The organism is Prevotella sp. P4-67 (assembly GCF_002251325.1).
GTDB lineage: Bacteria > Bacteroidota > Bacteroidia > Bacteroidales > Bacteroidaceae > Prevotella.
The window spans coordinates 170,816-195,275 of the sequence record NZ_NPJL01000011.1 but is presented as its reverse complement, the minus strand read 5'-3'; the positions used below and the strand labels follow the sequence as shown (position 1 = coordinate 195,275).

Genomic DNA, 24,460 nt, shown 5'->3' with positions numbered 1-24,460 from the left:
TCTATAAAATCATGTTTAGTAAAACAAAAGAATGAAACTGTGAAGTTTCTATTTTCTCTCAAATTTTTCATAACATACTAACGTAGAAAAGGGATGCCGCTCACTGAGTGGCATCCCTTGTTTATTTGGGTTACTCGCAGGGTGGGCCTTTACAGACACACCTTGCGGGTTACGGTACCTCTGTTGGTATAAACGCTCACGACATATATTCCATGGGGCAGGCTGTTCAGGTCGGCCTGGTTTGCCTTTCCGCTCCATACGGTGGCTCCGGTGGTCGAGGCTACGCTCAGCCTTACCACGCTGACGCCCTCGGCGGTGCTTACGCTTACCACGCCCTCGCGGCAGCTTATGGTTGCTCCCGCAGCCGATGCCTCCGTTGTGATTTCATCCACTCCTGTGGCATCCACCACGCTTATTTCGCGGTAGTAGTTGGCCAGTCCGTCGGCACCCACATACGAGCCGCTCTCCGACTTATACTCCACCATAGGCATATAGGTGCCTACAGCCACGGTGGGGGTGTAGTTGAAGTTGAAGGTCACGTCATCACCGGCCTTTCCATTGGTGATGCGCTTCATCAATACGAGTTCGCCGCCGGTATTGGTAAACTGGCGCAGACGCAGATAGACATAGTTGGAATAGTCTTTATTAAGGTGTACCACCAGTTGGCCGGCAGATTTCTTGCCGGGCGAGAGCACGTTGTCGAGCTTCATGCTCTTCACCTTAATCGCCAGTTCGCTGTTGGGGGCTATGGTGACAGTGGTCTTCACTTCGGGCTGGGCGATGGTGAGCGCCTTGCCGTTCTCGCCGACGGCTGTCACGGCGAGTGTATAGGTGCCGGCGTCGATGTTGAGATAGCGTCCCAGTGTGAAGGTCTTCTCTTCGCCCTGTTTGAAGGTATAGTCGGTCTGACGCAGCACGTAGCTATGCTCGGGGTCATTGACATCCTGCAGACGGGTTACCACGCCAGCCTTGCCCGCAGCGCCGAAGTTGCGCACCACAAAGCCCAGCATGAGCATATCGCCCTGCTTCAGGGTTTGGGCAGCGTCGTTTGTGGTCCATTCCATGCGCTGGGTGACGCCCAGGATGGGCTCTGAGGTCTTGTCGAGCACCTCTACCTCGGTGCGGCCTACGGCGCTGTCGTCAAAGGGATATGCCTCGTAGCCCTCGGCATAGGCTGTGACGGTGTAGCTGCCCGGTGTGGCAGTCTCTGGCAGAGTCACGAGCACCGAGGCGTTATAGTCGCTCTCCTCGTATACGCTTGCCGAAATCTTGCCGGTGATTACCTCCTCGGGGTTGGCTTTCGAGGTCATCGCCACCACCACCGATTTCAGTTGCATATCATCGCCGCCGTTGTGCAGCTTCACTCTGAAGAGCGCAGCTCCGCCGGCGTGTATCTCGTTGTTGCATGTGATTGGGGCGAGCAGTTTTACGCGTGGTGTCACGGCGTGAACCTCTCCCAGCACCACCTTGCCGCCCTCTACGGTCATGTCTACATATCTGGGGAAGCCCGTATAGTGGCGCACCACCTGCCATGTCTTGGCGCCTTTGGCCTTGTAGGCAAAGCGGATTTCGTATGCGCCGTCAGCCAGTCCGTCGGCTGTAGCGGTGATGTCGCGCATGGTCACATAGGCTGTTCCCGACTTGCTGCCAGCATAGCCTTTCACGTTGAGGCTTTCCTCCTTGAGCACCTTCTTGATGACGCCGTTCTGGGTGATGACAGCTGCCAGAGCACCGTCGAAGTCGTCGGTATCGAGGTTTTCGAGGATGGTCATCAGGCTGAACGAGTTGCCGCCATAGGGAGTGATAGAGAGTCTCACGCTGCCATAGAGGGGCAGCTCCACATCGCCTTCGCTCTCGGTGGCAGGCTGTATGCCCGTCACCATCTCCTGGTCGCGGTTGTAGCCACCGCTTCCACCGCCTTCGCCCAAGTCCGAGGGGTTCAGACGGTTTACGAGGAAGTAGCCGTTGCTGTCGCCATACCATCCCCAGTTGATGTGCACATAGCCGTTGTCATCATATCCGTCGCAGACAAAGGCGTGGCCACCCTGTCCGGCATCACTCGCACCGCCGTAGTAGACGGGGCGTCCGGCGTCCAGCTCAGCCTTGATGATATTCATCCACTCGGTGGTGCCGTAGTAGCTGCGCTTGCGCAGGGTGACGTGCTTGTCGTAGCCGAAATAGTTCTTCAGCGCGCCGGGCACCATCATGGGCGAGGCGCCACTGCCAGCCTTCTCGTATTCCATCTCTACAGCCACGCCGAAGTGGGCTGCCAGCTTAGCCACAGCGTCGCGCTGGGCGATGGAGAATATGCCGTTGCGCTTGTAGTAAGCCAGCATGTTGTCCCAGTCATAGGTGGTCTCGCCGAAGTTGGCAGAGAGTTCTATACCCTTCACGGTGCAGGTCTTCTCGCCTGTTCCGCGGGTGGGATATTTGTAGTAGCGCATAATCTGCGTAGCTGCCGTAGCCACACAGCCTGTGTAGTAGTGCACGGTCTTGCCTCCGTCGCTATAGGTGGGACACATGTCGTTGAAGGGTGCGTCCTGACCCCAGCGTATGTTGTCGAGTAGCGGAGCCACCACCACTTTGGCGCCGGCGCGTGCCGGGGTGTCGGCAGCCAGCGAGTCGTTGTGCCAGTAGGCTTCCACGTAGCGGGCGTAGAGTTCCATCCACGAGCGCAGGCTTGCAGGTGCGCCGTCGAGGGTGAAGCGGCCGCGGTCGGCATAGGCTATGACATTGGCAAAGCGGTCCTCGCCCGAGACGATGACAAAGCCCTCGTCATCGCCGGCATTGAACACGTAGTAGGGTTGTATCTCCTTGGCACCCGACTTTGCCACAGCCATGTGGCGCAGCACAGTCTTGGCAGAGGCGTTGGGGCGCTGTGTGATGAAGCTGCGTGCCATCTGCTCTGCCTGGGCTTGGGTGACGGGATTGGCCATCATGTGGCCCACGGTCACTGCTATGAGTAGGAAAAGAATGGATAATCTGCGTATCATTGGGATTAAATTTGAAAAAGGCAGTCCGTGCCTCTATGGGCGTGCGGACTACCTTTATTATTTATAGGGGGTGATTAAAGTGCCAGTTTGAATGACTTGTTGGCGGCGCGAACCACTACCACCTGGCGCTGGGCCACGCTCAGAGTGTTGGCGCCAGCCTTGCCATAGGTCTGGGCAATCAGACGGCCGGTGAGGTCGTACACGGCTATGCGGCCGGCTGTGGCGAGGCTTACGCTGATGGTGCCGTTGTCGGCCTTGACCACTACGTCGCCCTGGTTGTCCACGTTGTCGATGCCTACCGAACCACTCAGACTCACCTCTATCTTGTTGGACTCGTTAGAGTACAGGTCGGCCAGCTCGCCGTCTACTACGGTCAGACCGATGGCGTTCACGGTATAGCTGTATACGGTGTTGTCCTCGGGCGAGTCGATGGTGAAGTCGTAGTAGGTATCTTCGGTCTCGTTGACGCTTATCGCAGTGGTCACCTTAGCACCGGCGGGCATCTTCTGCTCCACGTTGATGGCGTCGAAGAATATCTTGTTGGTGGTGCTACCGTTCTCGTACGAGAACATAATGTACGATGTGGCTGCGCCCTTGGTAAACTCTACCTTGTAGTCGGCAAATCCCTTGTTGGTGGTCACGGTCTTGCTCTCCAGAGGTGTGCCCTCAAATCCGTCGACGTTGGGGTCGGTGTCATAGAGGCTCACGGTGACCTTGCTGCCTGAGGTGTATTGGCCATAGGCGCCCTCTGCCATGTTGAAGTTCACGGTGCAAGCGCCGTTGTCGGCTGTGAGGTCCAGTTTGGGTGTGGTCAGCGAACTGGTCTTGCTATAGGGCGACAGTACCATGTATCCCGAAGCCAGAGCAAAGTCTACTGCACTCCATCCGGGGGTCTTGGTATAGCTGTCAAAATCGCTCAGCAGTCCGAACTCCACTTTCTCCAGCGAGCCCATGGTCACCTTGGCAAAGTCATCGTCCAGCACCTTGACCGTGGTGGCTGCCTGCAGCGTCTTGGTCTTGGTCAGGTTCACGGCATATCTCTTCGCCTCAGCCACAGCCTCCCAGTTGGCTCTGAAGGAGGTGGCTGTCACGCCTGTGGCAGCGATGGCTTTGGGGGCGTCGATGCTCTTGAGCACGCGGATGACCTCGATTTCGTCAGAGTAGTCCGATACGTTGCCATTCTTGTTGCGGCCGCGCACGGTGTAGTAGTAGGTCTTGCTGGCGTCCAGTCCTTCCACCTTCTTCTCTACGGTGCTGGCGTAAGCAGACACTACCTTTACCACCTCGTCCTTGAGCACATACTCCTTGGAACCATTGTCGGCCTTGGAGTAGACATCGAGCAGATAGTCTTTATTGGTACGGTCGTGGGCCCACTTGGCGGTGAAGGACACGCCGTCGGCCTGTGAGGGCAGCTCGGGCACGGGTACAGCCACGATAGTGGGGCTGGTGACTGCCTTGATTTCGTCGATGAAGAAGCCTTCGAGCAGCGGGGTAATCTTTAATCTCGAGCTGGATGACACAGATCCTACATATAATGTCACGTCATGCCACTTGTTGTCGTTGAAGACCACCTGATTTTTGAAAGAGTAGCCCACAGCGAAGGTAATGGCTTCTCCGTAGTCGGCTGCGGCACGCACACGGGCTGTAATCTTAAGCACCTGGGTAGATACTGCTTTCTTCAGATTGCCAGTCTCGAGAGCTCCCGAACCGGCAACCTTGAGTTTGCCGCCGGCTTCATAGACCTTGGAACTGCTGCCGCTCCAACCCAGTTTATAGAGCTTGCCGCTGTAGCCGCCGATGTCGGTAGTGGCGGGAGCGTCTTCGCTACCCTCGGTGAAGGAGTCGAAGTTCTCGTCGATTACCACGGTCACATTGTCGTCCTGGCCCGATGCCGGAACTGCAAAGGCAAATGCTGAAAGGAGCATTGCCATCATGAGTAGTTTTTTTGTCATATCGTTCTGTTTTAGATTTGTTTCTTTCCTCATTATCCGTAAGTTTGCCCTCTCCGGGCAGTCTCTTTTCACTGTGGTGATGCCGAAGATGGCAGGAATTATCATTTTTGGTGGCGCAAAGGTAACAAAATATTACAAAATAACCATGTATTTACTCCAGAAATATCACTTTACTGCCTGTTTTTCTGACATTTGTCATGATTTTCGGTGATTTTTGTTAGCTTCGTGTTCGCTTTTGCCGTCTTTATGATAGTCGGTGCTGCCGCCGAGGGCATCTCGGCGGTCGTCGGGATGGTCACGAGGGTCGCCGCCACGCCCTCGGCGACAGCCGCCATGGCTTCGGGAGTAAGAATTGAGGGGGATAACGTAAAAATAGGCGCCAAAGCCGCCTGTTTCTGCGATTTTATTGTTACTTTTGCCCCAAATGTCGGGGGCGCAGGTCCGCTCTCCGTTGCGGCATTGCCGTGCAGCCATGCAGCAAGCGTCTCTGACCATGAAGACTCTAATGGCATGAACCAGAAGATATACAACCTGGAGGATTTTGCCACCCAATATCATCTCAGCGATATATTTGGTGCCTATGCCGCCCACTTGGCTGTCACAGCCGGGGAGGGCGCGACGCTCGTCGACATGATGGCCGAGCGCACGCTCTTTACCAAGCTGCTGCTGGTGGAGCGGGGCAGCTGCCGGCTTGTCGACGCCGACGGCGAGGGGCCCGATGCGGTTCTCTCTCGGGCTTCGCTCCTGGTGGTGTCGGTCCGCGACACGGCGCAGCTGCGCGATGTGTCGCCCGACTTCGAAGCCGAGTGCGTGCTGGTCGACGAGTCGTTTGCGCCGCACGCCTCCCACTACCGCCTCACCGACGAGAAATACAAGAGCATGCAGGATATCTTCCACTTCATGCGCGATATCGTGCGCCACCAGCACATCAACAAGATAGAGATGATACAGAGCATGGTCAACGTGCTGCGCCTCATCATCGACGAGTTGCCCTACACGCAGCGCTCTATCTCCCACGACTTGGGGCATAAGAAGGCGGTCTACGAAGTGTTCCTCCACCATCTTTATCGCAACTTCCGCAAGGAACGCCAGATACGTTTCTATGCCGACAAGCTCAATCTGTCTGCCCCTTATCTCTCCCGGCTGGTCAAGGAGATAAGCGGCTCTACCATCAATGACCACGTCACCTCGCTGCTCTACAAGGAAATCTGCAATATGCTTACCCAGACCGACATGACCATGGGCGAGATAGCCGACCACTTGAACTTCAGCGACCAGAGTGCCCTCACCAACTTCTTCAAGCAGCGCTCGGGCATGACGCCCATAGCCTATCGCAACCGATAGACCCTCGATGGCTCCCTGCGAGTCATCGCTGTGCCCGCCGCAGCCATCCTGAAACAAAACAAGCCTGCAAGCCTAACCCCGAGAGAATGAGGGGTGTCGGCCTGCAGGCTCTTTACATACATATATATTGGGATTACATTACTTCAGCGTAAACTTGTGCGACTGGAGCATCTCCTTGGGGTCGAGGGCTTTGTCCAGCTCTTCCTTGGTCATAAGTCCCTTCTCGATAACGATGTCATAGACCGAGCGGCCGGTATCGTGGGCTTCCTTGGCTACCATCGAACTCTTCTTGTAGCCGATGATGGGGTTCAGGGCGGTCACGATGCCAATGCTGTTCTTGACCATCTCGTAGCAGTGTTCCTTGTTGACGGTGATACCGAGGATGCACTCTTCGGTAAGGGTCTCGATGACATTCCTCAGCCAAGTGAGGCTCTCGAAGAGGCTCTCTGTGATGATAGGCTCCATCACGTTGAGCTCCAGCTGTCCGGCTTCGGCGGCAAAGCTCACGGTGGTGTCGTTGCCGATGACCTTGAAGCAAACCTGGTTGGTTACCTCGGGGATGACGGGGTTCACCTTGCCGGGCATGATAGATGAACCGGGAGCCTTGGGAGGCAGGTTGATTTCGTTGAGACCGCAGCGGGGACCTGAAGCCATGAGTCGCAGGTCGTTGCAGATTTTAGAGAGCTTGATGGCAAGACGCTTCAGCGCTGACGAATAGCTCACATAGGCGCCAGTATCGGGCGTAGCCTCTACGAGGTCACTGGCCGAGATGAAATTCTCACCGGTGAGCTTGCTCAGATTGGCTGCGCAGAGCTTGGCAAAGCCAGGCACGGCGTTGAGACCGGTACCGATGGCAGTACCGCCCATGTTGATTTCGTGCAGCAGCTTCACGTTGCGCTCCAGGTTGAGGATTTCCTCTTCCAGGTTGTTGGCGTAGGCCTTGAACTCCTGACCCACAGTCATAGGCACGGCGTCCTGCAGCTGTGTGCGACCCATCTTGATGGTGTCGGTGTACTCTTCGCCCTTGTAGCGGAAGGCGCTGATGAGTCCGGTCAATGCCTTGACCAGATGGAGGTTCATGCGGATAAGCGCAAGGCGTATACTGGTGGGGTAGACGTCATTGGTACTCTGGCCACAGTTGCAGTGGTCGTTGGGAGATACATACTGGTAGTCGCCTTTCTGACGGCCAAGAATTTCGAGTGCACGGTTGGCTATCACCTCGTTGGCATTCATGTTGACCGATGTACCGGCACCGCCTTGCACCATGTCGATGGGGAAGTTCTCATGCCACTTGCCGTCGATAATCTCACGGCAGGCTTCGGCCATGGCGCCCGAGATTTCGTCGTTGATGACTCCGAGCGAGTGGTTGGTCTGTGCGGCAGCCAGCTTGACGTACGCGATGGCGATGATAAAGTCTGGATAGTCACACATAGTCTTGCGCGAGATGTGGTAATTGTTGATACCGCGCTGTGTCTGCACGCCATAGAGGGCGTCGGCGGGAACGTTGAGTTCGCCCAAGAGGTCGGCCTCTACTCTGAATTTCTTTTCGTCTGTCATAATATAAATGGTTATATTGTTTGTATTCGTGTCTGTGATGGGTATAACCATCATCTTGGTATTTACAGGGGCAAAGTTACGCCTATTTGTTCATATTCCTTTTATAAAAAACGAACCTTTATTTGTAAAAACCTATCCCTTGCCGGTTTTTCTTTGGTTTCAGGCAGTTTGGCAGTGCTCGCCACGGTGCTACATGAACTGGATGATGAGATAGCCCACGCCGATGGAGACCACGGTGGTGATGATGCCGGGCAGCTGGAAAGAGTGGTTAATCACAAATCGCCCTATACGCGTCGAGCCGGTACGGTCGAAGTTGATGGCAGCGACGGTGGTGGGGTAGTTGGGCAGGAAGAAGTAGCCGTTGACCGCCGGAAACATCGCGATGAGCGCCAGTGGCGGGATGCCGAGTCCTATGCCCAAGGGGTAGAGGGTGCGCACGGTGGCAGCCTGGGAGAAGAGCATGATAGACATGATGAAGAGGGCTATGGCGAAGAGGAAGGGATAGAGGGTGACGATGGTGGCAATGTGGTCTTTGAAGAAGGCGAGGTTGCCGTTGAAGAAGGTGTCGCCCATCCAGGCTATGCCGAAGATGGCGACCAAGGCGCACATGCCTGCGTCGAAGACATTGCCCTTGATGGCGGTCTGCACGCTGGCTCTGCTCACGGTGAGGATGAGCGCGGCGGTCGACATCATCACTATCTCGATGGTCTCGGGCATGGTGACGCGGTGCAGCTCGCCATCTATCATGAACGCGGGCCGCATGGTGGGGATGCTGCCAAAGAGCACCACCAGCACTACGCCTGTGAGAAACGCCAGCACGGCATACTTGGCCTTGGGGTCGGGGTTCTTGTTCATCTCGTCTATCAGACGGATGTCCTGCTCGGGCCGTATCAGCCCCTGGCGCACGCGCTCGCAGTAGATTTCGTCTTCGTGCAGCTCTTTGCCTATGCGGTTCTGTACCCAGGCAGCCACGATGATGGCCACCAGCGAGGCGGGGATGCAGACCATGAGGATGTGCTTCAATTCGATGCCCGCGCCGCCCAACAGGTCGGTGCTGATGACGGCTGCGGTGGCTGCCGAGACGGGGCTGCCGGTGATGCCGAGCGAGGCGGCTATGGTGGCGACGCTCAGCGGCCGCTCGGGGCGTATCTTGGAGTTGGTGGCAATCTCAGAGATGATGGGCAGGAGGGAGTAGCAGGTGTGGGCGGTGCCTGCCACGAGGCAGAAGAGCCACGTGGTGAGCGGGCCGAGGTAGGTGATGTGAGTGGGGTGGCGGCGCAGAAACCTGGCGGCGAGTCCTACGAGATAGTCCAGACCTCCGGCGGCTTGCAGGGTGGCTGCCGCCGTGATTACCGACACGATGATGAGCATCACGTCGATGGGCAGATGGCCGGGCTTGAGTCCGAAGATGAAGACGAGGATGAACACACCTACCATGCCATAGATGCCGAGTCCTATGCCGCCCGTGCGGGCACCCTTGAATATCAGTGCCAGTACGATGGCAAACTGTAGGAGTATGATAGCTGTCGCCATGATGATTAGGTTCTCTGTTTTTAGGTTTGAGGTCGATGATGTGCCCTTGCCGTAGATTGTGGCGGGCATCAAATGCAAATATACGCCATTTTCTTCAGACTCTGCCTATAAATTCATGATAATTGTTGGCTGCGGGCAAAAGATTTTTCGCGTGGGGCGGGGCTGCACCCATACGACAATGCCGCCGAAGTCCGCCGCCGACCATGTTGCGTGGCTCTGTGCCATGTCTGGTCGGGTGCGGCGCTTCGGCGGCATCGTGTCTATGTGTTCCCCTCCGGCGGCGTGCCGGAGGGTGGGAGTGTTACTTGCCGGCAGGGGTGCAGAGCAGGCGTACGCCGCCCAGCAGACCTGCGGGGAGAGGCTTCGACGAAGCTCTGAAGGCATTGTTGTAGGATGCCCATGCGTAGCGTTTCTTCTTGTCGGGCTGCTTGTCGCCTATGACGCGGTTGGCCCACAGGTTGGTGACACGCACCTCGAGCTTGTTGCCCTTCTTCTTGAGTGCGGGCGTGATGTCGATGGCGTAGGGCGCCTTCCAGAGTGTTCCCAGCATCTGGCCGTTGAGGTAAACCTCTGCCATGCAGCCCACTCCGCCCAGGTCGAGGCGGTAGGTGGCGCGCTTGTTATATCCCTTGACGTCAAAGTCACGGGTATAGACAGCCGTGCCTGAGAAGTAGCGTATCTGGGCATCATCGCTCTCGGTGAGCGAGCGCAGGGTGGGCATCTCGATGCTCTCGGGAGTGTCCTGCACACCACCGAAGTAGACGTGCCAGTCGTTGTCGAGCGTCATCACTTCCTGTTCCTCGGCGTGGGAGATGGCCAGGTGCTTCTCGTCGGTAGGTTCGGTGAAGACGATGAAGAGCGCACCGTAGGGGTCGAGGTCAAGGTCGATGCTGGTATGGCCGTCAGCCATAGTATAGCCCACGGGCTTGATAGAGGCGTTCTCTGCGTTCCAGAGCATGGGCTTCTTGCCGGTCACGTTGAATGAGGCTGTGATGCGCTTGGGCTGGTCTATCGCGTTGGCCACCCAGTAGATTTCCGAGTCTGCCGTGCGGCGGTGCATCCAGCGTATGCTGTCGGGCGTAGCCTTGTCCTTGTCGGCTGCCACGAAGCTGAAGTCAGGAGCCACGCCCGTCTTGGCGAGTGCCTCTTCCATCGACAGGTTTTCCATCACGTTTGCGCGGTTGCTGTCCCATATCTCTGCCACCAGGCGGTGCCACTCGGCGTCGTCGCCCTTGAGGTTGGGCTGTATGGTGGGGCGCTTGCCGCAGATGGGGGCGCCAGCCTTGGCGAGGCGGGCTATCGCCTTGAGCTCGTCGACGGTCATCCGTGTCACCTGGCGGTCTATTACCAGCAGTCGATAGCTCATTCCTGCCTTGGTAGTGAGCTTCTGTCCGTCGTAGCCGAACACGTCCATGAGCGCGCCGGGGTTCACGTAGTCGAAGTTATAGCCACGGGGAATGGCGGGATGGTTGTGGGCGAAGCGGCCGGTGACGCTGTTGTCGCCGCCATAGTAGTAGGCGATGTCTGCCACGTATTTGCCCTGCTGCATCATGTAGCTGGAGCGGCCGAGATAGTCGGTCCATGGGCGGGCTTGCTCTGCCCAGGTCTCGTGGCGGTTGAACCACTGGCCGTAGATAGCCAGAGCGAGTCCGGGCTTGCGGTCGTCGACGGGCTGATGGGCGCTCTCGTGGATGATGAAGCGGTTAAGACCGCACGACATCATGTAGTCGGCGATGGGTTTGAGGTTGCCGGGATAGAAGGTATAGCACATCTCGTGGCGGCCGTCGGCGGTGAACGACTCGCCAGCCACATACTTCTTGCCATAGATGTGGGCGGTAGAGGAGGTCTCGCGCAGGTCGCACTCATACATGCTCAGGTCGGCGCGCTTCTCTGCCCACATGGCGCCCATAGGGATGTCGCCTTTCGCCTTGACGCTGATACCGTCGGCGAGCATCTGGCGTCCGTTCTCGTGCGACTCGATATAGATTTTCATGCCATGACGGTGGGCGGCATCAGCCACCTCGGCGTAGAGCGACTCGTCCATGAGTTCGCCGATGGTCTGGCGATAGTCGTAGAGGAACTGCTCACTCTGCTCCACGCTTCCCACGATGACGCCGGTAAGCACGGGCAGCCAGGGATAGATGCTATAGCCGCGCCGACGCTCAAACTGTGCCGGCATCTGCAGGGTCCATGTGGCTTTGCCGGGCTCGTAGCTGTCGATGAGCAGATACTGGATGCCGCGCTTGCCGATGTTGCCGCCAGAGGCGTCGCGATAGAGGTCTATATAGTGCTCGATATACTTGTGCACAGCCTCGCGGTCCATCTTGTCGACCTCCAGACCCGTGGCTTCGGGCGAGGCAGGGCCGTTGCGCGAACCGAAGAGCGACGTACCGAAGCGGTAGATGACCCAGTTGCCACGTGGGGCGTTCCAGGTGAGGCGTCCGTCGGCGTCGACCTTGTCGGTGAGCACCACCACATCGCCTGCAGCCGACACGTCGCTGTCGGGGCGTGATGGGTACTGGTCGAGGTCGCCGAAGGAGGTAAATCCAGCCTTCTCCTCGGCAAAGTTGATGCGGCTGGTGGTGTAGAGGTTATACTCCATCAGGTTGACATACTCGCCCTGCTTGTCTTTCTGCGGCAGCTGGCATACCACGCGGAAGCAGCGTGCCGTGGTGGGAGACAGGTCGATGGTCTGCTGGAACGTACCGCTCTGCGGGATGTCGCATACCTTGGTGAATGTCTTGCCGTCGTTGCTCGTCTCCAAGCGGTAGTACAGCGGTGCCGACCAGCTGTTCCAGGTACTGCGGTTGTTGCCGTCCGAGAGCGACAGCGCCTTGATGGTTACGGGCTTCTCAAAGGTGTACTGTGCCCAGATGTTGCCCTCGGCGTCGGGTTCCACGCGGGTACCCTTGCTGTAGTCGCCGTCGGTGAGTTGTGCCACCGTGGGCTCACCCTTGCTCACCGTGATGGTGGGGTTGAGAGAGGCTATATCGATGTCGGTATCGGGCATACGCACTGCCACGATGCCTATCTGCTGACTGAAGGTTTCAGGGCTGTTGGTGTTTTCTACGTTCTGGAAGTGTCCGGTGGTGGTGTAGATACCGGGGAGATTGACGGTGAGTTTCTTGCCACCCTTTACCCTCACCGCGCGCCACGTGATCTTCTTCATGGCATCGTGGGGAGTGACCCAGGGACCGCCCGTGTTGCTCCAGCCTGGCGAGCTGGGGATGGCCATCGTCATGCCCAGCGAGTCGGCGATGTGCACGGCGTAGCGGAAGCAATCTTTCCACTCGGGCGTCATGTACGTGATGCGGTGGGGCACTATCTGCGGCGTGTTCAGACCGGCATCGAAGACATGGATACCGGCTATTCCGGCGCGGTGCATCCACTCCAGGTCTTTCTTGATGCCATACTTGGAGATATTGCCGTTCATCCAGTGCCACCACACACGAGGTCTCGCCTCTTGGGGCGGGTTGGCAAACTGCTGTTGCAGGTCGCTCTGTGCCATGCTGCCTGTAGCTGTGGTCAGGGCCATGGCGAGTAAGATGGTTCTGATATTTTTCATGTTTATATCTGATTGTTATTGATTATGCGTTTCACTCCCTCGCGGATGGAGGTGAGCCCGAAGTCGTCAGGGTGTATCTCGTCGGGGGCGAGCCACAGGGTCTCGGCGGCGTCGTCGCCGGCAGCGAGCGTCGAGATGTCGTCTACGCGACAGCGGAAGAAGAGGTCGAGTGTGGGGATGTCGATGCCGCTGTAGAGATAGCGGTTGGGCTGGCTGAAGAGGTAGTCCATGGCGGTCACGGTGAGCCCCGTTTCCTCCTTTACCTCGCGCGCCACGCCAGTTTCTACCGTCTCGCCCATGTCGGCAAAGCCTCCCGGCAGGTCGAGCGTGCCTTTGGCGGGCTCGCAGCGACGGCGCACCACGAGCAGCCTGCCACGCTCGTCGTAGATGAGCGCCACATAGGCTGCGCTGGCATTGACAAAGTATTCGAAGCCACAGTTGTGGCAGCGCATACTCTTCGCTGAGTCGGGTTGGAGACTGCCTCCACACACGGGGCAATGCTTGAATCGTGTAAGTATATCCATCGCAGTTGACAAGTTAATATGCAATATTACGAAAAAAACGCCGATGACGCCGCTCTTTTATCATAAAACATAGTTGTAAATCAAAAAAAAGCGACCCGTGGTTCACACCAGAGGTCGCTCATCGGTTGATGATGTTTTTATGAATGCTTAAAGTTCTCGTTATATCATAGAGCGCAGGCTGGAGGTTATGTCCCGGCAGCCCGTGGTCTTATAACAGTTTCTTGATTTCGGCGTCGATGTCGCTTACCTGCTCTCCACGCTTGTAGAGATTGTTGTTGCGGTCTATCAGGAAGAACGACGGAATGCCCATGATGTTGTAGGTGCGGGCAGAGGTGCCGGCTTCGTCGCGCACGCTTATCCAGGGCAGCGCTGCAGTCTGTGTCTTCCAGAAGTGCTCATTGGGGTCGAGCGAAATCTGGTAGATTTCCAGACCCTGGCCATGATACTTGTTGTAGAGGTCACGCATCATCATGATGCGCTTGGTGCTCTGCTCGCTGGCGAAGACGTGGAAGTCGAGCAGCACCACCTTGCCCTTGAGGTCGGTGAGACGGCGGGTCACACCCTTGTTGTCGGTGAGGGCGAGGTCTATGAGTCCGGCCACCTGCACCTTGCTGGCGTCAATCTGGCTGGCAACCTGCTCGTTGCGCACGATGCGCTGGTCCTTCATACTCTCGATGGCAATATTGTGGAGATTGGTGCCGCGCTCAGCATTGGGGTGGAAGGTGTCCCAGCTGGTGGCTACGGCAGCATAGACCTTGATGTCGTCGCTGTAGAGACGAGGGTTGAAGATGAGCGCCTGACGGTTGCCCAGCACATAGGTCTGGAAGAGCGCGAAGTAGGCATAGCTCTTCATCGGCTCCTTGTAGATATAGTTGAGCTTCACATCTTCCTTGTAAGCGGCGAGCACTCTGGCCACAGCCACTTCCACGCTGTCTACGCCCAAGGCGGGGTTGGCGACGAGGGCATTGATGGTGCGCTGCAGCTGCAGCTGCTTCTGAGCCAGTTCACGTATCTTCTCGCAGTTCTCCGAACCTTCGACCTCGTATTCGGCCGACATGGTGGGGTAGGAGGCATTGAACTTGACGGTCTCGGTAGAGTCGATGGCGACATTGATAATCTGGCCGGCTATACGCAGACGGTAGAACTCGGGGGCATCGGTGGCGTCGGCCTTGAAGTCGAAGGCACCGTCTTCGCCTAACTTGACAGAGTCGAGGACTACAGGTCCGTTGAGGCTGAGGTTCTCAAAATAGAGCGTGGAGTCCTTGGCGTCCTTGATGTTGCCATTGACCTCAAACTTCTTGTTGCCACAGGCCGACAGCGCAAGCACAGCCACGCCCACGGCCATGAAAGACATGATTTTGGATATCTTCATTTCAGTCTTGTTTACTTTTTCCACTACAAAGGTAGTGCAAACCGAGTGAAATACAAAACTAAATTGCATTTTTTTTGGTCATTGCCCCAAACCAGCCCGTTCTGTCGGCTCCCGTGGAGGGCTTGTCTGGCGATCGTGGAGGGGCGATAGGCGATCGTGGAGGGGCGGTAGGCGGTCGTGGAGGGGCGGTTGGCTCGGCAGGAAGCGGGTTGCCAGTCGTGGAGCGTGCCGCCGCCGGCGTGGTGATCATCATGGCGGGCTCGTATCATAAGTCACGTGGGCTCGTGCCTTATGTTACGCGGCTTCGTGCCTTATGTCACGAGCGTCCGTACCTTATGTTACGAGCCGCCAGTGGTGGTCACGGCAGTCGTGATGACGGTCTCTGCGCTTGCCGAAGCCATTGGCAGCGAGTTGAATACGCGCAGTGCTGCGCCCGAGGTCGAGGGGCGCGTGGCAGAGATGGAATAAGAGAGGGGTAGGCGATTATGCCATGGCGATGAGCCATAGCAGGAGCAGCGCGGAGGCTCTGCCCGTCTTGAAATGGGTGCGGAAAACGGCAAGCGCCTTGGTGATGTGCTTCTCGACCACCTTGACCGAGATGCCCAGCTGGTCGGCTATCTCGCGGTTCTTGAGTCCTTCAAAGCGGCTCATGGTGAAAATCTCGCGGCAGCGCGGCGACAGCTCTTCCATGACCTGCTCTATCTGTCGGGTCAGTTCGTTGTAGAGCGTGTCGCTGTCGGTGGTGCCCTTCATGTCGGTGCTGTAGAGCTCTTCTGCCCCGGGTATCTTGCTGAGCGAGCCTGCCTCGTAGCCGTTGACCATCGTCTGGTGCTTGAGGTAGTTCAGACAGCCGTTGCGCACCATGGTGAAGAGCAGAGATGAAATGGAGATGAACGTGATGCTGTCTCGGCGTTCCCACAGGTGGATGAAACAGTTCTGCAGGATGTCTTCCAAGTCGTCGCTATCGCTCACAAAGCGGTTGGCATAATTGCGCAGACGAGGGTAGTACGTCTTGAAGACATACTCGAAAGCATCGGCGTCGCCGTTCTGTATTCCCTCAAAGAGTTCGCTTTGTTCCTTATAGAAACGCATGGTTTTTACACTTTTTTTATTCGGTCACCACGGGCGTGTTACACCTTATTATATATTATATAGATGGCTCCGGCGACCGCTTGCATCACGATTGACGGTGCAAAAGTATGAATTTAAGCAGAAAAGTGCAAATATTTTTGAAAAAAAGTTATCTCCGAGGGCGGGTAAAGTGTCTGCGGGTTGTTTTAATAGTGACAGTATGTCAGTAATGATGTGCTCGGGCGTCTTCGGAAAGACCGCTGGCGCCATCCTAATAGTGAAACCAATACTAACGTTATATTAAGAAATGTTGATGGGAAGTGAAATGAAGGCATTGGCCAACAAGTATTTCGAGGGAAAGATTTCCCGCGAAGATGAGAAAGCTCTGTTCGATTACCTCGCACAGGACAGTGAGGCCCTTGCCACTTTCCGCAGCTGGGAAGCCGAATGGGCGTCGCGCCCACACTTCGATATGGTCACCGAAAGCGCATGGACACGCTTCTGTGACTGGATGTGTGGCGCCGAGGCTCGTCGGCAGCGCCGGCCAATGTGGCGTGTGGCAGCAGCGGCTGCCGTGGTGCTGCTTATGTTGTGCTCGGCTTTTGTCGGGTGGTATGCCACCAGCCTTCAGCCCGAACACTACTACACCCTCACCGTACCTATGGGCAGCAAGACCCGCCTCTCCCTGCCCGACGGCTCGCTGGTATGGCTCAACGCAGGCTCTTCGCTGCGCTATTCCAACCGCTTCGGTGACAATAACCGCCGTGTAGTCCTCGAAGGACAAGGCTATTTCGAGGTCGCCAAGCGCGATGGCGCCGAGTTTGTGGTAAACACCCGCGGCTACGACGTGGTGGTCAAGGGTACCCGCTTTGACATCTCTGCCTACAATGATGACAAAAACATCACCACGACCCTCTTGCAGGGTAAGGTGGTGATAGACCGCGGCGCCGACCGCCTCACGATGGAGCCCGGCGATATGGTAAGCCTCAATGTGATTACCGGTAAATTCTCCAAGAGCCGCTATACCACCGACCACCATGCGTGGGTACAGGGCATGACCGAATTCTCTGAGATTAGCCTCGAAGACCTCGCCAAGCTGCTCTCCCGTCGCTACGCTGTAAACATCACTATCACCTCTGAGCGTCTGCGCAAGATGGAGTTTGCCATCTCGCTGCGCAACAAGGAGACCATAGACGATGTGCTCGACGCTCTCCAGAGCATCACAAGCATGCAGGTATGTCGCGATGGTAAGGAGATTACCATCGGCGACTGACCCCCGCCCCGCCAATACCAAAACACCTCTACTAAACACTACTGAAAATAAAACCTATATATTAAATTGTCTAACTAAAAACAACCAACTGCTATGAACAGTAAGCAAAGCAAATTGCTCGGCATCTGCCTGTTGGTCACACTGATGTTCAGTGCGCTCAGCATGAGTGCTCAGACCGTTACCAAGACGTTCAGTAACGAGAGCCTCCGCAACGTATTGAAAGAAGTGGAACGCCAAACCAAGATGTCTGTAATCTACAAAGTGGACGAAGTGAACGCCAGCCAGAAGGTGACAGCCACCTTCCATGCCACACCCGTCCGCGACGTGTTGACTAAGGTCTTGGGCTCTCATCTTGGCTTCAAGATAGACCACAAGATGATTACCATCTTCAAGCGTGAAGCCAAACCCGCTGCCAAGGACCCCCAGGCTCCCAAGAAGACCGTCAAGGGCCAGGTGCTCGACGAGAACGGTGAGCCCGTGATAGGCGCTACCGTACGCAGCAAGGCCACTGGCGCTGCCGTGGTGACCGACCTGGACGGCAACTTCACCATCTCTGCCGAAGAAGGCAGCAAGATAGAGGTGTCGTATCTCGGCTACCAGCCCAAGTCAGTTACCGCCAAAGGCAACAACCTGACCGTGAATATCTCTCAGGACGAGAAGACCCTGAACGAGGTGGTCGTTACCGCCCTGGGTATCAAGAAAGAGTCGAAGGCGCTGACCTATAATGTGCAGCAACTCAAGAACTCGGATATCACCGGTGTCAAGGACGCCAACTTCATGAACGCCCTCGCCGGCAAGGTGGCAGGTGTCGAAATCAACGCCAGTGCTGCCGGTATCGGTGGCGGCGTCAAGGTGGTGATGCGTGGTAACAAGTCTATCAACGGCAACAACAACGCCCTCTACGTGATTGACGGTATTCCCATGCCTTCGCTCCAGGCCAACCAACCTACCGACGCCTACCACGGTGACGCCCAGACCGGCGACGCCGCCTCTATGGTGAACCCCGATGATATCGAGAGCATCTCGGTGCTGAGCGGTGCTGCCGCCTCTGCCCTCTATGGTAGCGACGCTGCCAACGGTGTGGTCATGATTACCACCAAGAAGGGTACTGTGGGCAAGGTGCGCGTGAGCTACAGCAACAACACCTCCTTCTTCTCACCCTTTGTGACTCCCGAGTTCCAGAACACTTACGGACAGACCGGTACCGGCACCTTCTCAAGTTGGGGCTCCAAGCTGGCTACTCCATCAAGCTACGACCCGCTCGACTTCTTCCAGACAGGTTACAACGTGGGCAACTCTGTGACCTTCTCTGTAGGTTCGGAGCACAGCCAGACCTTTGTCTCTGCCTCTACCACCAATGCCGAGGGCATCGTGGAGAACAACGAGATGTCGCGCTACAACTTCACCATCCGCAACACCACTGACTTCCTCAAAGACCGTCTGCACCTTGACCTCAGCGCCATGTACATGAGTGTGAAGGAACAGAACATGATATCCCAGGGTTTCTACTTCAACCCCATCGTCCCCGTCTACCTCTTCCCCGCCGGCGACGATATCCGCAAGTACACTCCCTTTGAGCAGTACGACCCCGAACGCAACTTCAAGACCCAGTACTGGCCTTTCGGCAACCAGGGACTCTCCATGATGAACCCCTACTGGGAAATCAACCGCGACATCGCCGAAAACCACAAGGACCGCTTTATCCTCAGTGCTGGTCTGACCTTCGATATCGCCAAGGGCATCACCCTCTCTGGCCGTGCCAAGATGGACAAGACCTCTGGCATCTATGAGAAACGCTATGCCGCCTCTACCGACCCCCTCTTCGCCGGTGAGTATGGTGCCTATTACCGCACCAACGACAACACCCGTCAAATCTACGGCGACGCCATCCTGAATATCGACAAGTATTTCGGTGACTTCTCGCTCACCGCCAACCTCGGTACCTCTATCAAGGATGTGGAGACCAGCTACACCTATGTCGGCGGTTTCCTCAATGTCGCCAACAACTTCACCCTCAATGCCGTAAACCGCGCCAACTCACACATGGACGCCGACCCCGCACTCAACTACCACCACCAGGTACAGAGTGTCTTTGCCACCGCCCAGGTGGGCTATAAGAGTATGGTCTATCTCGACCTCACCGCCCGCAACGACTGGGACTCTTTCCTCGGCAACACCCAGTATCGCAACAAGGGATTCTTCTATCCCTCTGCCGGTGTGAGCGCCATCCTGACCGAGATGATACCTGGTCTGAAGAGCAAGGTGCTCTCCTTCCTCAAGCTCCGTGGCAGCTACAGTGAGGTGGGTAACACACCCGAGAAGTTCTATGCGCTCACCCGCTACACTTACTCCAACGCCGCGCCCTCTACTACCTCTTACTATCCCAACAACAACCTGAAGCCCGAGCGCACCAAGGCATGGGAGCTGGGTCTGCAGGCCAACCTGTGGCAGGACAAGGTAAACCTTAACGTCAGCCTTTACTCTACCCGCACCACCGACCAGTTCTTCCTTCCCGAACTGTCTGCCTCGTCGGGTTACAGCAAGCTGCCTATCAACGGTGGTCGTATCGACAACAAGGGTATTGAGGCTTCGCTCACGCTGAACCAACCTCTGGGTCCCGTGAAGTGGTCAAGCACCTTCACCTACACCCTCAACAAGAACAAAATCAAGCAACTCCTCGCTCCTACCGAGCTCACCCTTGCCAACGGCAACAAGGTAAACGTGTCGCTCGACGGCATGGACATGCTCAATCTGGGTTCTGTCAAGGTGCGCCTCACCGAGGGCGGCTCTATGGGCGACCTCTATGTCACCATCCCCAAGATGGACGAGCACGGCTACCTCATCGTCGACTACACCTCGCGCAACATCGCCGGTGTGGATGAAGGCAAGTATGTATATGCCGGCAACGTCAATCCCAAGTACAACATGGGCTGGCGCAACAGCTTCTCCTGGAAGGGCATAGACCTGGGCTTCCTCATCAGTGCCCGTGTGGGTGGTCGGGTATCATCCATTACCCAGGGCTACATGGACTACTTCGGTGCCAGCAAGACTACAGCCGAGGCCCGCGACCTGGGTGGCGCACTCGTCAACGGCTACCGCATCCCTGCCCAGGACTACTACAGCAAGATAGGTCCCAGCGTGGGTGCATACTACATCTACAGCGCTACCAACGTGCGTCTGTCTGAACTCTCTGTGGGCTACAGTCTGCCCATCAGCAAGTGGGTGCCCTGGATAGAGAACCTGCGCCTCGCCTTCACCGGCCGCAACCTGCTCATGTTCTACTGCAAGGCTCCGTTCGACCCCGAACTCACCGCCAGTACGGGTACCTACTTCACCGGTATCGACAACTTCATGATGCCGAGCCTGCGCAATCTTGGTTTCTCTGTAAAAGTTGACTTCTAAAGACCCTATAACGATTATGAAACTCAATAAATTCATCACAGGCAGTCTCGCCGTCATGGCATCTGCCGTAGTGCTCTCTTCATGTACGTCTGAGTTTGACAAGTGGAACACTGACCATAACTCGGCTACTGAAGAAGATATGACCCACGACAATATGAATACCGGTGCCTTCTTCTCCCAGATGCAGCACAACGTATTCATCGTAGGTCTGGACAAGGGCGCCGATTACCAGGTAGAGGATATGCTCACCGGCGGCCTCTTCTCTGGCTATTTCTCCAATATCAAGGCTTCTTACGATGTGGGCTCGCTGCACAATGCCCATTATCTGATGCCCGACAAGTGGGTAAACCTGCCCTTCAACGACACCTATACCAATCTGATGCAGCCCTGGCTCTCGCTGAAGACCAACTCTGACAAGAACGGTACGGCTGCCGTGACAGCTCTGGGCAATGTGGTCAAGGTATTCGGCATGAGCCGTCTGGCAGACATGTATGGCCCGCTGCCCTACACCCGCTTCGGTACCGGCATCAATGTGGCTTACGACAGCCAGGAGGATGTGTACAAAGCCTTCTTTGCCGAGCTCGACGACGCCATCGACGTGCTCACTTCCTATCATGAGGCATCGGCTTCTGCCAAGCTCCTCGCCAACTTTGACTTTGTCTTCGGCGGCGATGTAGAGAGCTGGGTCAAGTTTGCCAATACCCTGCGTCTGCGTCTGGCTCTCCGCGTGGCTTATGCCAACGAGGCCCTCGCCAAGCAGGAGGCTCAGAAGTCTATCGATAACAGCCTGGGCTTCCTTGAGAAGACTGCACTTCATGCCAACAATGCCAAGTACTCTTACCTGAACCCCATCTGGGAGGTTACCCAGAGCTTCGGCGATATGCGCATGGGTGCCTCTATCGACAGCTATCTCAACGGCTACGCCGACCCTCGTGCCAAGGTCTACTTCGCCGAAGCCGCCAACGGTGGTGGCATCCACGGCGTCTATCCCGGTCTGCAGATACGCAACCAGAGCGACTATACAGCAAAGACATCGGTAGCGAATGTGGAGTCAAATGCAGCCATACAGTGGATGTCGGCAGCCGAGAGCTTCTTCCTCAGAGCTGAGGCCAAGCTCAGATGGGATATGGGCGCAAGCTCGGTCGAAGAACTCTATAAGGCTGGTGTACGCGCTTCGTTCCAGGAGCGTGGCGTGAGCGGTGCCGATGCCTATCTGGAGAGCAACAACGTGCCCGCCACCTTCACCGACAACAGCGGCAACGGTCGCGACGCCTCGGCGCTGAGCACCATCACCCCCAAGTGGGACAACAACGCCCAGACCGAGCAGAAGCTCGAGCGCATCATCACCCAGAAGTATCTCGCCATCTTCCCCGATGGTCAGGAGGCTTGGAGTGAGTATCGCCGTACGGGTTATCCCAAGCTCTTCACCGTAGACCATAACGCCAGCAACGGCGCAGTAAATACCAATCTGCAGATTCGTCGTCTGCGCTTCCCCGCTTCTGAGTATTCCAACAACAATGCTAATGTACAGGCTGCCGTAGGTCTGCTCGGTGGTCCCGACAATGGCGGTACCAAACTCTGGTGGGACAAGAACCCTAAACATTAATCACCTAAATGACAGCATCTATGAAAATAATGAAATATATTATGCCGCTGCTGCTCATCGCCTGCATGTTTGCTTCATGCGATACCGATGTAGAGAACGCCACGGTGGTTGCCCCCACCACCTACGGCCCGCAGTATTACAAGAACTTGCGCGACTACAAGAAGAGTGACCATTCCATCGCTTGGGGATGGTTCGCCGACTACACCCAGAGCACCTCGCTGGCTACCCGCTTCCTCGGTCTGCCCGACTCGCTCGATATCTGCTCACTCTGGGGTGGCATCCCCTCTGACGACTCTACCCACGTAGATACTCACTATCTGCCCGAGGTATATCGTGAGATGAAGTATGTGCAGGAAGTTAAGGGTACCCGGCTCGTGGTACCTACCATCATCCGCATCCGCACCCGTCCAGAGTTCTACGACTCTATCTGGGTAAAGCAGAACGACCCCCAGGCAGCCATGCGTGCCTACGCCCAGGACCTGCTGCGTCCCATCTTTGAGAATGGACTCGACGGTATCGACATGGACTATGAGCCTGAGGGCGACCCGCTCTCCGGTGGCAACCTCGACTACTTCGTGGAGTATGTAGGCCAGTTCGTCGGCCCCATGGCATCGCCCGACAGCACCTTTACCTATCCCGACGGATTTACCATCAAGGGCAACCCCAACATGCTACTCTGCATTGACTACTACGGAAGTGCCCCCAGCGGCAATACCAATAAGTTTACCAACTGGTATGTCAACCAGACCTATGGCGGAAGCCCCGGTCGCGTGCCCTTCAGTGGCTGTCCTACCGAGAAGGTGGTCTATACCGAGAACGTGGGTGACAACTGGAAGGCTGCTGAGTGCGGACAGCTGCTCAATTATGCCCGCTATCAGCCCAGCACTGGCCGCAAGGGTGGTTTTGGTGCCTTCTTCATGCACCGCGACTATATCAACACTGGCTATGGATGCAGCAACTACGCCAATATGCGCCACGGCATCCAAATCCAGAACCCTGCTATCCACTAAAACCGTGATTAGTAACAGTATAAAGATTTAGAACAACGATTATGAATAAGATAAGATTATTTATGATGGCTATGGTAGCCCTGGTCTTCGCCGCCTGTCAGGAGAGCAATGGCGACTACCGCGATGTGGTTTACATCACGGGCACCATGCAGAAGAATACCATACGCAAGGGCTTTGAGGGCGCCGACCAGGTAGACCTCTCTGTCACCTGCACCGGCAAGGTGAGCGCCCCCGTCACGGCCACCTTTGAGGCTGCCCCCGAGCTGCTCGACGCCTACAACAAGGCCAACAACTCGAGCTACATCGTGCCTCCCACATCGGCTTACAGCATCGAGGATGCCAACGTTACCATCACCCCGGGTAACTTTGTGTCATCTCAGGCCAAGTTGATGATAGGCGATCCATCACAGTTTGAGGAAGGCAAGAACTATTGTCTGCCCGTGCGCGTCAAGAGCGATGGCAATCTGCTCGAGGCTGGCTCGGTGGCATACATCGTCTTCGTGCCCATCATCACTACCGACGTGGCCGACATCAACGGCAGGCCATTCCTGGTTCCCGGCTTCCGCAACAACGAGGCCCTGGGTCATCTCTCCCAGCTCACTATGGAGTGCAAAGTATATGTCAACGACTTCTGCCACACCAATCCCTACATCTCTTCACTGATGGGATGCGAGGAGAACTTCCTGCTGCGCTTCGGCGACGTATCGTGCGACCCCGACCAGCTGCAGCTCGCCGGTGGCAAGACCGGTGCGCCCTCTTGGGACAAGCCCGACAAGGGAACGGCTCACCCCACCACATTCCCCACCCACTTCCCCACCAAGAAATGGTGCCACTTTGCCTGTGTCTATGACGGCTCTCAGATTACCATGTATCTCGACGGCGAACCTATGGGTGACCCTGTCAAGGCTACTGGCGACATCTCGCTCGTGTGGAGCTATGATTACGGAACCTCATACGGCGACAACAACGGTCCCTTCGCCATCGGCTACTCTGCCGGAGGCCGCTATCTCAACGGCCGCGTAAGTGAATTCCGCGTATGGAACGTTGCCCGCACTCCTGCCGACCTGCTCAACAACATCTGCTATGTAGACCCCCACACACCGGGACTCATCGCATACTGGCGCTTCTGCGGTACAGACCAGCAGGAAGACGGTTCGATCCTCGACCAGACCGGTCATGGATACAACGCCGTGGCCAAGAGTGGCTCACCATCATGGGTGCCCAATCATAAGTGCCCCTACTAATACAGTGTCGTCTA

Annotated in this window: 14 protein-coding genes; 6 read left to right on the top strand and 8 right to left on the bottom strand. The window is 56.5% G+C overall.

The window, feature by feature from the left end; translation table 11 throughout:
* Positions 1-149: 149 nt before the first annotated feature.
* Positions 150-2,993 carry a C10 family peptidase gene (locus CIK92_RS01700; protein WP_094387947.1) on the bottom strand — a complete coding sequence of 948 codons (2,844 nt, stop codon included), beginning with the start codon at positions 2,991-2,993 and terminating at the stop codon, positions 150-152.
* A 74-nt stretch (positions 2,994-3,067) separates the two neighbouring features.
* Positions 3,068-4,945: a hypothetical protein gene (locus tag CIK92_RS01695; protein ID WP_144289295.1), complete on the bottom strand. Its 1,878-nt coding sequence runs from the start codon at positions 4,943-4,945 to the stop codon at positions 3,068-3,070.
* A 246-nt stretch (positions 4,946-5,191) separates the two neighbouring features.
* Here CIK92_RS01695 and CIK92_RS01685 point away from each other — a divergent pair, with 246 nt between their 5' ends.
* On the top strand, positions 5,192-6,289 hold the full coding sequence (locus CIK92_RS01685; protein ID WP_094387945.1) for an AraC family transcriptional regulator: 1,098 nt from the start codon (positions 5,192-5,194) through the stop codon (positions 6,287-6,289).
* A 138-nt stretch (positions 6,290-6,427) separates the two neighbouring features.
* Here the strand turns inward: CIK92_RS01685 and CIK92_RS01680 are convergent, their stop codons facing one another.
* From CIK92_RS01680 to CIK92_RS01655, 6 genes are all read right to left on the bottom strand, one after another.
* Positions 6,428-7,846, bottom strand: coding sequence for an aspartate ammonia-lyase (locus CIK92_RS01680; protein ID WP_094387037.1), 1,419 nt, complete (start codon positions 7,844-7,846; stop codon positions 6,428-6,430).
* Between the two features lie 189 nt (positions 7,847-8,035).
* The gene (locus CIK92_RS01675; RefSeq protein WP_094387954.1) at positions 8,036-9,379 is read right to left on the bottom strand and encodes an anaerobic C4-dicarboxylate transporter family protein; all 1,344 of its coding nucleotides are present in this window, start codon (positions 9,377-9,379) and stop codon (positions 8,036-8,038) included.
* Between the two features lie 301 nt (positions 9,380-9,680).
* The gene (locus CIK92_RS01670) at positions 9,681-12,944 is read right to left on the bottom strand and encodes a glycosyl hydrolase (protein WP_254045976.1); all 3,264 of its coding nucleotides are present in this window, start codon (positions 12,942-12,944) and stop codon (positions 9,681-9,683) included.
* 2 nt (positions 12,945-12,946) lie between these two features.
* Positions 12,947-13,468 (bottom strand): NUDIX domain-containing protein, encoded by a 522-nt coding sequence (locus CIK92_RS01665; RefSeq protein WP_094387034.1) that lies wholly within the window; start codon positions 13,466-13,468, stop codon positions 12,947-12,949.
* Between the two features lie 208 nt (positions 13,469-13,676).
* Positions 13,677-14,840 (bottom strand): TlpA disulfide reductase family protein, encoded by a 1,164-nt coding sequence (locus tag CIK92_RS01660; RefSeq protein ID WP_094387943.1) that lies wholly within the window; start codon positions 14,838-14,840, stop codon positions 13,677-13,679.
* Between the two features lie 483 nt (positions 14,841-15,323).
* Positions 15,324-15,932: an RNA polymerase sigma-70 factor gene (locus CIK92_RS01655; protein WP_094387023.1), complete on the bottom strand. Its 609-nt coding sequence runs from the start codon at positions 15,930-15,932 to the stop codon at positions 15,324-15,326.
* A gap of 286 nt (positions 15,933-16,218) precedes the next feature.
* Here CIK92_RS01655 and CIK92_RS01650 point away from each other — a divergent pair, with 286 nt between their 5' ends.
* The 5 genes from CIK92_RS01650 (at position 16,219) to CIK92_RS01630 (ending at position 24,446) form a co-directional block, all read left to right on the top strand.
* The gene (locus tag CIK92_RS01650) at positions 16,219-17,184 is read left to right on the top strand and encodes a FecR family protein (RefSeq protein ID WP_094387942.1); all 966 of its coding nucleotides are present in this window, start codon (positions 16,219-16,221) and stop codon (positions 17,182-17,184) included.
* A 93-nt stretch (positions 17,185-17,277) separates the two neighbouring features.
* Positions 17,278-20,586 (top strand): SusC/RagA family TonB-linked outer membrane protein, encoded by a 3,309-nt coding sequence (locus tag CIK92_RS01645; protein ID WP_094387941.1) that lies wholly within the window; start codon positions 17,278-17,280, stop codon positions 20,584-20,586.
* A gap of 16 nt (positions 20,587-20,602) precedes the next feature.
* Positions 20,603-22,192, top strand: a complete 1,590-nt coding sequence (locus tag CIK92_RS01640; protein ID WP_022310602.1) for a RagB/SusD family nutrient uptake outer membrane protein — start codon at positions 20,603-20,605, stop codon at positions 22,190-22,192.
* A gap of 29 nt (positions 22,193-22,221) precedes the next feature.
* On the top strand, positions 22,222-23,202 hold the full coding sequence (locus CIK92_RS01635; RefSeq protein ID WP_158214704.1) for a glycoside hydrolase family 18: 981 nt from the start codon (positions 22,222-22,224) through the stop codon (positions 23,200-23,202).
* A 41-nt stretch (positions 23,203-23,243) separates the two neighbouring features.
* Positions 23,244-24,446, top strand: coding sequence for a DUF1735 and LamG domain-containing protein (locus tag CIK92_RS01630; protein WP_094387043.1), 1,203 nt, complete (start codon positions 23,244-23,246; stop codon positions 24,444-24,446).
* Positions 24,447-24,460 lie beyond the last annotated feature (14 nt).